At 69.6% G+C, this 13,244-nt stretch carries 7 protein-coding genes; 6 read left to right on the plus strand and 1 reads right to left on the minus strand.

Translation table 11 applies throughout. The features are described from left to right. Positions 1-152: 152 nt before the first annotated feature. Positions 153-590, minus strand: coding sequence for a methylmalonyl-CoA epimerase (gene mce / locus Sya03_RS03280; protein ID WP_203936625.1), 438 nt, complete (start codon positions 588-590; stop codon positions 153-155). Between the two features lie 55 nt (positions 591-645). On the opposite strand from mce, the gene Sya03_RS03285 reads away from it, so the two are divergent. From Sya03_RS03285 to Sya03_RS03310, 6 genes are all read left to right on the plus strand, one after another. After that, positions 646-1,824: an acetyl-CoA C-acetyltransferase gene (locus Sya03_RS03285; RefSeq protein WP_203936626.1), complete on the plus strand. Its 1,179-nt coding sequence runs from the start codon at positions 646-648 to the stop codon at positions 1,822-1,824. Next, positions 1,821-2,789 (plus strand): methylmalonyl Co-A mutase-associated GTPase MeaB, encoded by a 969-nt coding sequence (gene meaB, locus Sya03_RS03290; protein ID WP_203936627.1) that lies wholly within the window; start codon positions 1,821-1,823, stop codon positions 2,787-2,789. The genes Sya03_RS03285 and meaB overlap by 4 nt, the downstream gene beginning before the upstream one ends. Positions 2,790-2,969: 180 nt before the next feature. Next, on the plus strand, positions 2,970-5,744 hold the full coding sequence (locus Sya03_RS03295) for a LamG-like jellyroll fold domain-containing protein (protein ID WP_203936628.1): 2,775 nt from the start codon (positions 2,970-2,972) through the stop codon (positions 5,742-5,744). 59 nt (positions 5,745-5,803) lie between these two features. Next, positions 5,804-12,100 (plus strand): RHS repeat-associated core domain-containing protein, encoded by a 6,297-nt coding sequence (locus tag Sya03_RS03300; protein WP_203936629.1) that lies wholly within the window; start codon positions 5,804-5,806, stop codon positions 12,098-12,100. A 133-nt stretch (positions 12,101-12,233) separates the two neighbouring features. After that, the gene (locus Sya03_RS03305; RefSeq protein ID WP_203936630.1) at positions 12,234-12,614 is read left to right on the plus strand and encodes a hypothetical protein; all 381 of its coding nucleotides are present in this window, start codon (positions 12,234-12,236) and stop codon (positions 12,612-12,614) included. A gap of 68 nt (positions 12,615-12,682) precedes the next feature. Further along, the gene (locus Sya03_RS03310) at positions 12,683-13,231 is read left to right on the plus strand and encodes a hypothetical protein (RefSeq protein ID WP_203936631.1); all 549 of its coding nucleotides are present in this window, start codon (positions 12,683-12,685) and stop codon (positions 13,229-13,231) included. Positions 13,232-13,244: the final 13 nt, after the last annotated feature.

Genomic DNA, 13,244 nt, shown 5'->3' on the forward strand with positions numbered 1-13,244 from the left:
CGGGGTGATGGCCCGTTCGGCCGGGTGGCCGGCTTCGAGACGGGCAGGCAGGCGGCCTGATGCGCGGAGGGGGCGGACGTTCTGTCCGGTTGAGAGGATCCTGCCAGGTCTGGGGTGTTCAGTCAGGATCTTTCACCCCCAAGGGGTACGAATCAGACAGCCGGTTCGACCAGTTCGACCAGCACGCCACCCACGTCCTTGGGGTGCACGAAGTTGATCCGCGACCCGGCCGTCCCGCGCCGCGGCTCGTCGTACAGCAGGCGCAGCCCGCGGGCCCGCAGCGCCGCCGCGGCCGCCTCCACGTCGGCCACGGTGTAGGCGAGCTGCTGCAGCCCCGGCCCCGAGCGCCCGATGAACCGGGCGATGGGGGAGTCGGGGGTCAGCGGCGCCAGCAGCTGCACGCGGGCGCCGCCGGAGTCCGCCGCCAGCATCGCCTCGGCCACGCCCTGCTCGGCGTTGACCTCCCGGTGCACCTCGCGCAGCCCGAACGCGGTGGAATGGAACGCGACCGCCGCGTCGAGGTCCGGCACGGCGATCCCGACGTGGTCGATGCGCAGCACGCCGACGTCGGGCAGGGTGGAATCGGCCATGCGGATAGTGTGTACCTAACCATCGTTAAGGTTGTCGCCGGGGAGGCTGGTCAGCGTGGGTAGCTCGGTCATCGTCAGCGGGGCGCGCACCCCGATGGGCCGGTTGCTGGGCAACCTCAAGAACGTCCCGGCCACCACGCTGGGCGGGGCCGCCATCGCCGGGGCGCTGGAGCGCGCCGGCGTCGCCCCCGCCGACGTCGAGTACGTGATCATGGGCCACGTCCTGCAGGCCGGCGCCGGGCAGATCACCGCCCGCCAGGCCGCCGTCGCCGCCGGGGTGCCGATGACCGTGCCCGCCGTGACCGTCAACAAGGTGTGCCTGTCCGGCCTCGACGCCATCGCGCTCGCCGACCAGCTCATCCGCGCCGGCGAGTTCGAGGTCGTCGTCGCCGGCGGCATGGAGTCGATGACCAACGCCCCGCACCTGCTGCCCGGCTTCCGGCGCGGCACCAAGTTCGGCGACGGCCGGGTCGTCGACCACATGGCCCACGACGGCCTCGTCGACGCCTGGGACGCCTGCTCGATGGGCGCGCTCACCGAGAACGGCGGCGGGCGGCTCGGCATCGGCCGCGCCGAGCAGGACGCCTTCGCCGCCGCCAGCCACCAGCGCGCCGCCGCCGCCCAGAAGAACGGCTTCTTCGCCGAGGAGATCGTCGCCGTCCCCGCCGGCCAGCGCGCGAGCGACCCGACCGTCACCGAGGACGAGGGCATCCGCCCCGACGCCACCGTCGAGACCCTGGGCGCGCTGCGGCCCGCGTTCGACCCGCAGGGCACCATCACCGCCGGCAACGCCTCGCCGATCACCGACGGCGCCGCCGCCGTCGTCGTCATGAGCCGCGAACGCGCCGAGCGGCTCGGCCTCACCTGGCTGGCCGAGATCGTCGCGCACGGCAACGTGGCCGGCCCCGACAACAGCCTGCACCTGCAGCCCGCCGCCGCCATCCGGCACGCCCTCGGCAAGGCGAAGCTCGACGTGGCCGACCTCGACCTGATCGAGATCAACGAGGCGTTCGCCCAGGTCGTCCTGGAGTCGATGCGCGACCTCGGCGTCACCGACGAGATCGTCAACGTCAACGGCGGCGCCATCGCGCTCGGCCACCCCATCGGCATGTCCGGCGCCCGGCTGGTGCTCACGCTCGCCCACGAGCTGCGCCGGCGCGGCGGCGGCACCGGGGCGGCCGGCCTGTGCGGCGGCGGCGGCCAGGGCGACGCGCTGATCATCCGGGTGCCGTGAGGCGGGCCGGCGTCCCCGAGCTGGTCGGCCGGGCCCGCGAGGGGGACCACCGGGCCGTCGCCCGGCTCATCTCGCTCGTCGAGGACGGCGACCCGCGGCTGCCCGAGGTGGCGGCCGCGCTGGCCCCGTACACCGGCCGCGCCCAGGTGCTCGGGCTGACCGGCTCGCCCGGCGTCGGCAAGTCCACCACCACCAACGAACTGGTCCGCGCCCTGCGCGCCGACGGCCGCCGGGTCGGCGTGCTCGCCGTCGACCCGTCCAGCCCGTTCACCGGCGGCGCCATCCTCGGCGACCGCGTCCGGATGCAGGACCACGCCACCGACGACGGCGTCTACATCCGCTCCATGTCCAGCCGCGGCCACCTCGGCGGCCTCGCCGCGGCCACCCCGCAGGCCGTCCGCGTGCTGGAGGGCGCCGGCTGCGACGTGGTGCTCGTCGAGACCGTCGGCGTCGGCCAGGCCGAGGTCGAGATCGCCTCGCTCGCCGACACCACGCTGGTGCTGCTGGCCCCCGGCATGGGCGACGCCATCCAGGCCGTCAAGGCGGGCATCCTGGAGATCGCCGACGTGTTCGTCGTCAACAAGGCCGACCGCCCCGGCGCCGACGCCACCTACCGCGACATCCAGGGCATGCTGGGCCTCGGCGAACGCGCGGCCGGCGACTGGCGTCCGCAGGTCGTGCGCGCGGTCGCCGCCAAGGGCGAGGGCATCGACGACGTGCTCGGCGCCGTCGACAAGCACCGCGCCTGGCTCGTCGAGTCCGGCACCCTGCGCCACCGCCGCGAGGCCCGGGCCGCCGCCGAGGTGGAGGCGATCGCGCTGGGCGAACTGCGGGCCCGGCTGGGCTCGCTGCGCGAGGGCACGTCCCTGCCGGACCTGGCCGCCGAGGTGGCGGGCGGGCGGCTCGACCCGTACGCGGCGGCCCGCCGCCTGGTCGACTCCCTCGACCGAAGGCAGACCGGTTAGCCGGAGGGGCTCGTCCGACCGGGATTGACACTCTTCTTCAGTGATACCTATGGTTGCCTCGCTTCTTGATCATCGGGGGATGAGGCAATGCGACGAGACGCGCTTATTGCGGCATGGGTCGGTACGGCGAAGCGTAGGACGAGACTTAGGACGGCGGCCGCATCCGCGTGCCTGGCCGCCGTGCCGGCTCTGGCGGTCCTCGGTGGCCCACCCGCACTTGCTGCGGCTCGAGCGGCGGCAGTCGATTGCCGGGCCGAGGCGCCCACCGAGGCGGCCGCGGAGCAGATGGCCGCCCGTTGTGCGACCCGCGTCGAAGTCGCCGATGCGCGCAGCGAGCTGACGCAGGTCTTCGTCGAGCCGTCCGGGCTGCGAACACTGGAGGCCGCGGTCACGCCTCAGCGGGTCCGGAAGGCCGACGGTTCCTGGGCGAAGGTTTCCACGGTCTTGCGACGCCTCGACGGCGTCGTCGCTCCTGAAGCCGCGGCGGCGGACGTCACCTTCTCCAACGGCGGAACGGGCCCGTTCGTGACCTGGCGGTCCGGAGGCACGACGTTCACCCTCTCCTGGGAAGGGGAGCTGCGCCCGCCGCGGCTCGACGGTGCCACGGCGATCTACGACGAGGTGCGCCCCGGGGTGGCCCTGCACGTCACGGCACTTGCCGACGGTTTCCGGCACGCGCTTGAGGTGCGGTCGGCCGACGCGGCCGGCAAGACCGACTTACGAACCATCCAGTACAAGGTGGGGGGCAACGCCGTCCGCCGGGTGACGGAGGCGGGCGCCGTCGAGCTGGTGGATGGGTCGGGCGACGTCTTCGCAACGACGGCAGGCGCGTCCATGTGGGACTCGACGAGTGCGGCCGGAGGAGTCGCGGTCCTGCGGCGAGCGGTGCCCGGCGTCCTCGACGAGGATCTGCGGTCGGACGGCCGGCGCGCGGGGGCCGCGGCGAAGGTCAATCCGGTCGACGTGCGAGTCTCCGGTGACGTCATGACGGTCGAGCCGGACATGGACATGCTGGCTTCGCCGGACACCGTGTACCCGGTCTTCATCGACCCGCCGTTCAACGGCAAGCGTTCGAAGTGGGCATGGGCCAACAAGGCGAACAAGGACTGGGACGTCGAGGACCGAGCCTGGGTCGGCCGCAACCCGTTCGACGGTGTGCTCTACCGGTCGTTCTTCGACTTCGACGTGTCCAGCATGCGCGGAGCCACGGTCCTGGACGCCCACATGGCGATCAAACTCGACCACTCGTTCTCGTGCGATGACTCCTGGGCCTGGCTGTACCGCACCGACAAGATCACTGTCGACTCCGGCAAGCGGATGAACTGGGGCACCCGGCCACTGCCCGGCACGCAGCTCGACTCCTGGGCCGGGCACGCCAACGAAGCGGGCGGCTGCGGCAAGATCCAGCCTGACGCTGACGCGGTGTTCGACGCCGCAGCGGTGAAGAACGACCTGCACCGCGCCGTCAACGCCAGTGCGGGGTGGCAGACATACACGGTCGGGCTGTGCGCCTGCAATCCCGAGGGCGACTACGAGTCGGCCGAGGACCGGTGGAAGAAGTTCTTCCCGAACACGGCATACCTTGTCGCCACCTATGACAAGGCGCCGAACCGGCCGACGCCCGAGGCGCTCTCCAAGACGACCGACTGCTACAAGGCGTGCACCTCGCCGGCCGTCGTCCGCTCGGTGAAGCCCACGCTGAAGGCGGGGGTGTCCGACCCGTACAAGGGCAACTTGCGGACCACCTTCGAGGTCCGGACCGCGGCCTCGGCCACGGCCACCCTTGTCTCCAGCGGAACCGTGACCGACGCCTCCGGCACGTCCGCGGAATGGACGGTCGCCGCGTCACTGGCGAACGGTTCGACCTACTACTGGCGGGCACAGAGCAAGGACGAGAACAACCTCACGGGTGACTGGTCGGCGTGGCAGACCCTGGTGGTGGACACGACCCCGCCGACCGGCCTCGTCGTCACGTCCGACGAGTACCCGTACAAGGCCTGGGGCGCCTCGGTCGACACGAAAGGTACGTTCGCCTTCACCGGAGCGACGGGAGCCGCGGATTACACCTGGTCAGTCGACCAGGGTGCCGCCACGCAGACCGCCCAGGCGTCCGCGGTGTACACACCGACGAAGGACATGGTCCGCACGATGCGGGTGGTCGCCACCGACGTGGCGGGCAACAAGGCTCCGGAGGTCGTCCACCAGTTCTGGGTCTCGCCGCTGCCGAACCGGTGCTGGAACTGGCGGCTGGACGAGTCGTCCGGAACGACGGCCGCCGACCTCGGGAACACCGACGCCGCCGACCCGGTGTGCGGCCCGCTGACCGGCGCCACCGTGCAGGCCCAGCCCGGCACCCTGTCGGGTGCGGTGTCCTTCGGTCCCGGCTACCTGGGCAACGCAGCGTCCTTCACCGGCCTTGGACAGATCCAGCTCGGTGGCCCCGTCCTGAACAGCCGGAAAAGTTTCACCGTGATGGCGTGGGTGCGTCCCGCGGACCTGGCGGCCGGCCCGGAGCAGGCGGTGCTCAGCCAGGACGGCGAGCAGACCAGCCGGTTCGCCCTGATGTACCGCAAGGACGCGAACGGCGGCGCCGGCGGGTGGTGCTTCGTCCTGCGCGACACCGATACCGGCGGCACCGGCCCCACGATGGCGTGCGCGACAGGCGAGGAGGGAAGCTCGGCACGTCCGGCCGCCAACGCGTGGGTGCACCTCGGCGGGGTGTACGACGCTGCCGCCAATCGGGTGCAGATCCACGTCATGGGCAACCAGGAGAGTTGCGACGGCGAGATGGTGTCCGCGCCGGCCGGGCCGGCCTGGGAGGGCGGCTCGTTCGTGATCGGACGTGGCAAGGCCGGTGGCGCGGCCGCCCATCACTGGCGCGGGTCCATCGACCAGGTCTATGCGCATCAGCGAGTGCTGTCCGCCTTCGAGATCTGCCAGCAGGCCATTCAGTGACCAAACCGGGCACCGGCCGGACGTTCCGAAAATAGATCGAATGCACGGGGGAGTGCGTGATGAAGCTGTATGCGGCGGCGCCGAGGCGCTCGGCGTCGATGAGATCGTTCGGCCGGCGTAGTAGATGGCTGGGGGCGTCGCTCGCCGCGGTGCTGGCAGCCACGTTGGGCGGTCCCCAGGTGGTGCAGGCGGCGCCGGCCGAATGGTCGCCGCCGAAGCCCGCCGAGGTGCCGGGCGTCAAGGTCGTCAACGTCAAGCCGAAGGCGCCCGCCGCCGCGCCGACGGCGCCGGGTGCACCGCGCGCCGTCAAGTGGCCGGCGCCCGGGAGCGCGGAGGTCGATCTCTCCTCTCCCGCCGGCCTTCGCTCGGCAGGTGCCCCGGGCGGTATCGCAGCGGGACAGCTGCCCGTCCGGATCGGCCGTGTGGCGACCGCGCCGGCGCAGGGGCGAGCAGCGACGTCCGCCGCGCCGGCTCGGGGCCGCATGCGTGTCACCGTGCACGACAGGGAGACCGCCGCCCGGGTCGGTACCACCGGCCTGCTGCTGGACCTCACCCGTACCGATGGCACGGCAGGCAGCGACGGGGCCGTCTCGGTGAGTGTGGACTACTCGGGTTTCGCCCACGCCTACGGCGGCGGTTGGTCCTCGCGTCTGCGCCTGGTGCAGCTCCCTGCCTGTGCGCTGACGCGGCCTGCCGACACGGCGTGCATCACGGGGAGGGTGCTGGACACGGTCAACGACGAGAAGTCGGGCACCGTCACAGCGACCGCCTTGCTGCGGGCCGCCGGTGCGTCCGTGCTCTCGGTGGAGGGCGGACCGTCCGGGGACGACGGTGACTACCGAGCCACGGATCTGTCGTCGGCGGGGTCGTGGGAGGTCTCCAAGCAGACCGGTGACTTCACCTGGTCGCTGCCGTTGCGCATGCCGCCATCCCAAGGCGGTCCTGCCCCTCAGATCTCCTTGGCCTACTCGTCGAGCAGCGTCGACGGCCGGACCACCGGCACCAACAACCAGGGCGGCTGGGTCGGCGATGGCTGGGAGTACTGGCCCGGCTTCATCGAGCGCAAGTACATTCCCTGCTCCGACGACAAGCCCACCAGTGACAAGCGCAAGACCGGCGACCAGTGCTGGTTCAACGACAACGCCACCCTGTCGCTCAGCGGTCGCGCCGGCGACCTCGTGCGCGACGGCGACGTGTGGCGAATGAAGAACGATGACGGCACCCGCGTCGAGCGGCTCCGGTCGGGGTCGCGCGACAACGGCGACAATGACAACGAGTACTGGAAGGTGAGCACGCCGGACGGTACGGAGTACTACTTCGGCTACCACAAACTGCCCGGTTGGAAGACCGACGACGCGACCACGGACTCAACGTGGACCGTGCCGGTCTTCGGCGACGACAAGACGGACGAGTGCTACGACGACACCTTCGCCGAGGCGCACTGCCGGCAGGCGTGGCGCTGGAACCTCGACTACGTCGTCGACCCGAACGGCAACACGCTCGCCTATTACTACGGCCGGGAAGGCGGCGCCTACGCCCGCAACGGCGACCCCGACAAGCGGACGACCTATCACCGTGGCGGTTACCTCAAGCGGGCCGAGTACGGCATGCGAAGCGGTGCTGAGTATGGCCAGGCGGCACCGCTGCGGGCAGTGTTCACGACCGAGGAGCGCTGCCTCGCTGACTGCTGGGCGGGCAAGGCATGGGAGTCCGACCCCAAGCGAGGGCAGTGGCCGGACACCCCGTGGGACCAGTTCTGCAAAGAGGACACGAAGTGCCGGGAGCAGGGCTCGCCGACGTACTGGTCGGCGCGGCGCCTGACCACCATCACCACGCAGAAGCGATCGGGTCCGACCTCGTACGCCGACGTCGAGTCGTGGACGCTGCGGCACACGTTCGACAGCCCCGGCTCCGGTGAGAGCACACCACTGTGGCTCGCGGGGGTCACCCGCGCCGGTCACATCGGCGACACCACCAAGGATCCCGAGATCGCGTTCGACCACGGCGCCGAGTCCCTCGACAACCGGGTGGACGCCGTCAACGACTCCCGGACCGGCCTGAAGCGCTGGCGCATCAAGCGGATCGGCACCGAGTCCGGCGGTGACATCCTTGTGACCTACGCCGGCGGCGCCTGCGACCGCGACAAGCTGCCGGATCCGAAGAACAACAAGACCCGTTGCATGCCGGCGTACTACGCCTGGCCGGGAACGGGAGAGCCGACCATCGACTGGTTCCACAAGTACGTCGTCACGCGGGTCGACCACAACGACACCGTCACGGACCAGCCCACCCAGACGACGTTCTACGACTACCTCGACGACCCAGCGTGGCACTACCAGGACGACGAGATCACCAAGGACAAGCACAAGACCTGGGGCGACTGGCGCGGGTACGGCAAGGTCCGAGTCCGGCAGGGCACGGCCGAGGGGCGGCAGACCGCCACCGAGTACCGGTACCTGCGGGGCATGAACGGCGACAAGGGCCGTGAGGGGACGGTCGAAGTCACCGACTGGGGCGGCACAGTCGTCGACCACGAGGCCCTGAACGGGTTCCTCCGGCAGGAGATCACCTTCGACGGGGCCACGGCGACCAGCGTGGGCCGTGAACTCTTCTCCACGGTCCACGTGCCCTGGAAGCGCGGACCCACCGCCACTCGTACCCGCAGCGGTGTCACCACCAACACGTACGTGGTCCAGACCGGTTCGTCGCGAACCCGTACCGCAATGCCGAACGGGAAGTGGCGAATCACCGGCACCGTGACCGAGCACAACGACGACGGCCTGCCCGTCACGGTCACAGACCTGGGCGACGAGGCCGTGACCGGCGACGAGACCTGTACCCGCACGACGTACGGCCGTAATCCCGCGAGCGACGACGACGGCGTGTTCATGGTCGACAAGGTGATTCAGACCGAGCTGCTCAGCCGTGTTTGCGCCGGCGCACCGGCGACAGCGGTCCCGAGCACTGTGCTGTCGCGCACCCGAACCTTCTATGACGCGTACAAGGACGCCTCGTCATTCGGCAATCCGCCGGTAAGGGGCAATGTCGTGCGCGTGGAGGAGCTGGATGCCTTCAAGGGCGCCACGCCGGTGTACGTCCGCACGCAGTCGAGCAGGTACGACAGCAACGGACGCGCGGAGGAGACGACCGACGCGCGCGGGAACACCAGCCGGACGAAGTACGTCACCGCCCACGGCGGGCTCCTCACGGCGACGGAGGTCACCGACGCGCTGGGCCACACGGTCACGACCGCCAAGGAACCCGCGTGGGACCTGCCGACCAGCGTCACGGACGCCAACCGCGCGGTGACGACGTTCCGTTACGACGGACTCGGCCGTACGACAGCGGTCTGGTTGCCCGGGCGGAGCACTCCGGACCGTCCCACCATGAAATTCTCGTACCTGGTCCGCAAGTCGGGAGGACCGACCGCGATCGTCTCCGAGCACCTGCTCACGAGCGGATCGAACTACAAGGCCACCGTGACGCTGTACGACGGGTTCCTGCGCAAGCGGCAGGTTCAGACAAGCGCACCCGGCGGCGGCCGCCACCTGGCCGACACGTTCCACAACGCCCACGGCAAGCTCGCCTGGGAGTCGCAGCCCTATCACGACACCACCAACGCGGAGCCCGGTACAGACCTCGGCCGGCCGCAGGGACAGATCCCCGGTCTCACTGAGGTGCACTACGACGGTGCCGGACGCGAGACCGACAAAGTGTTCAAGGCGCTCGGCGCGGAAAAGTGGCGCACCACGACGATTCACGACGGCGACCGGCAGACGGTCATCCCGCCGTTGGGAGGCACCGCGACGACCGCCATTGTCGACGCCCATGAACGCACCACCGAGTTGCGCCAGTACCGGAACGTGAAAGACGCCGGCAAGGACGACCCCACCCTCTTCGACACCATCCAGTACGACTACGACCTGCGGGGGAACCTGGAGAAGATCGTCGACGCGGCATCGAACGTCTGGTCCTACACATACGATCTGCGTGGGCGCCAGCGGACCGCCGACGACCCGGACAAGGGCCTCGTCAAGACGTCCTACGATGCGGCCGGCAATGTCGAGACGGTCGAGGACGCCGGCGGCAAGGTGATCGCCTACACCTACGACAAGGGCAACCGTAAGTGGACCGTCCGGGACGGGTCCGTCACCGGACCGAAGCGGGCGGAGTGGTTCTACGACGACCTCGAGAACGGCGCCGGCAAGCTGAGCAGGTCCGTCCGGTACGTCGGTGGCGTCGCTTATGAGTCCCGGGTCGACGCGTACGACACGGCGGGCCGTCCCACGAAGACGTCCGTCGTCCTCCCGGCGGGTGCCGGCGGACTGTGCGCCGCCGAGGCGGCGGCACCCTGTGTGTACTCGACGGACCTGACCTACAAGCAGAACGGCTCGCCGGCCACCACTACCCTGCCCAAGGCGGCCCAGCTGCCCGCCGAGAAGCTCACCTACGGCTACAACGACGTGGGGGAGCAGACGTCGCTGATCTCGCCGACCCAGATCTACGTCGGCTCGGTGGTGTACGACAAGCTCGGACAGCTGACACAGCGTGAACTCGGCAACGTGGGTAACCGCGTCTCGATCACATCGACCTTCGACGGCGCGACTCGGCGGCTCGCCGCCACGAACGTGGTCCCCGAGAGGAAGGCCGAGGCGGCCAACTACAGCTACGACTACGACGCCGCCGGCAACGTCACGATGGTCTCTGACGCGCCGCAGGGACAGAAGGTCGACACTCAGTGCTACTCCTACGACTACCTGCGCCGGCTCACCGACGCCTGGACGCCGAGGAGTAACGACTGCAAGGCGGCGCCTGACGACGACACCGCACTCGACGGCCCGGCACCGTACTGGCACTCGTGGACGTACGACCGGACTGGAAACAGAACCCAGGAGGTGCGTCACAGCAGCGCCGGGGACACGACGCTGACCTACACCTATCCGACAGCTGGTGCGGCAGCGGTGCGCCCGCACGCCGTCACCTCCGTCCTGACGCAGGCACCCGGTAAGCCTGCCGTCAGCCGCGAGTTCACCTACGACGATGCGGGCAACATGCGCACCCGTTCGTCCGGCGCGGGTGCGCAGCAGATGCTCACCTGGGACGCCGAGGGCCGGCTCGAGTCCGTGTCGGAATCGGGCGGTACGACCAGCTTCGTCTACGACGCCGACGGCAATCGCCTGATGCGCAAGGATGCGGCCGGTTCAACCGTGTTCCTACCGGGCGGCACCGAACTCACCCTGGCAACGGGGGCCACGGCGGCCAAGGCCACCCGCTATTACAGCCACAAGGAAACCGTTGTCGCGACCCGGTCGGATGCGGGCCTGTTCTGGCTGGTCGGAGACCATCACGGTACCGTGGAGATGGCGGTCAACGCTCTCACGCTCGCCGTCACGAAGCGCCGGACCCTGCCGTTCGGCGAGATCCGCGGCGGTGCCCCCGCCGGCTGGCCGGCGACCATGGACAAGGGATTCGTGGGAGGAACTGCGGATCGGACGGGCCTGACGCACCTCGGCGCTCGGCTCTACGACCCGCTGCTGGGTCGGTTCATCTCTGTGGACCCTGTTATCGATCCGCAGAATCCGCAGCAGCTGAACGGCTACAGCTACGCCAACAACAACCCGGGCACGATGTCGGACCCGACCGGCTTGTATCCGTCGCACTGCGCAACGCAGCTGTGCGCCGAGTCGTACACCCCGCCGGCCCCCAAGAAGACAGCTCCAAAGAAGACCTATCCGGTGGCGAACACGACGTCGAACGGCCGCAAGTACATCTGGAACCCGATGCTGGGGATGACGCAGGAACAGATTGACGCCCGCGCCAAGATCATCAATACCGCCACGGTGAAACAGGCGCTGACACACTTCGCGTCGGGCCGGGAGCCGCGGCACCAGGAGTACTACCAGGTCGATGAGATGACGCTGGGTATCCGGTCCTCAGATCACATGGACTGGGTGCGTCAGCTGCTCACGTTCATGATCGGCCAAGGTGGCTACGACCCGGACCGCAACATCAACTACGATCTCCCGAAGGGCGAGGCCGGATCGGCCCGGGCCAAGCGCGACCTGCTGACGATGAGCCTGTACGGGACCTCGTCCGACAAGGGCGAGCGAATTTCGGCGGCCGAGGCGGCTGTGGGTTCCTACCGGCTGAACTACCAGGTGGCCGCTGTCGATCCCGTCAAGGGACGAGCTGTGGTCGCGTTCACTGCGACCAACACCTGGGATGTGAAGTCAATGACCCGTCCGCCGTGGATCGACAAGGCATCGTGGAATCCGCCGGAGCCCGCGTCGGGGAGGCTGTCCGATGTCACGCAGACGTTCAGTTGGGTGGAGGTGATCCCCTTCAGTGCCGAGTAGAAATGCACGTCTCGCCGGGCGTGGCGGCCTGTGGCTCACTGGACCGGTCCTGCTGGCCGCCGCGCTCGGGCTCGCCGGGTGCGGGCCCACGACGGCACCTGATCCCGCGCCCCCTCCGCCGACCGCCGCCGACATGGCGGGCGGGTGGTGCGGGGATCCCGGTGAACCCGGTGAGCGGGTATCCCTCCGTTCGGACGGGACGTTCCTCGTCGAAGGGCTCAGCGAAGAGGTCACCGACGAGTTGCTGGCCAGGTCGGGCTACGTCGACGGGTATCGGGTGAAAACCGAGTTCGGCGGCGTGCGCCCCACCACCGGTGCCGGCACATGGAGGCTTTACGATGCGCCGTCGTACGCGGTGGTCCGTCTGGAGTTCGAGCAGTTGGCTCGGCGTGCCGTCGACGACGGTTTGAGCTTGAAGGTGGACCACGAAGGCGGTGATCGGTTGCTGTTCTTCTACGTCGGTGACGCCGACAGCGGTGACCGGCACGTTTTCAGGTCCTGCGGATCGGCATGAACGGTCGTCCGCCGGATTCTCGGCGGACGGCCGGCAGGCATTCGACTGATAGAGGTGACTCGAGTTCCATGCCGACCGACCGATTCGTCCGCCGGACGACTCCGCTGGCCGTCCTGGCGGCAGTCGTCGCGCTGGCGGGTTGCACGCCGAAACCGGCGGCCGGCCCTCCGCCCGCTCCGGCGGTGACGCCGTCCGCCGGCTCGATGACTCTCGGGCCGCCGAGTAAGGCTGACCTGGCCGGAGTCTGGTGCGGTGAGCCTGGCGAGACGGTGATGCTCAGCCCGGACAGCACCTTTGTAGTGGAAGGCCTCAGTGAGGCGTTTACGAAGGCGCTGTTCGACGATGACGGATACGTCGGTGACAACCGTCTTCAGGCGGAGTTCGGCGGCGTCCGTCCTACCATCGGTGCCGGAAGGTGGGCACTGTTCGACGCACCGACCTTCCTCGTCGTCGACCTCGGCTTCGACAGGCTGGGAACTCGCGCCTTCGAGGAGAGCTTCGGCCTTTCGGTGAGCCGAGAAGGCAGTGAGCGCCACCTCTATTTCTCCATCGGCGACCCCGACGATGGCAATCAGCACCGGTTCACGAGGTGCGAAGGCGCTTCAACAAACGTCTGATCACCGGACCGGG

Source organism: Spirilliplanes yamanashiensis (assembly GCF_016863475.1).
Lineage (GTDB): Bacteria > Actinomycetota > Actinomycetes > Mycobacteriales > Micromonosporaceae > Spirilliplanes > Spirilliplanes yamanashiensis.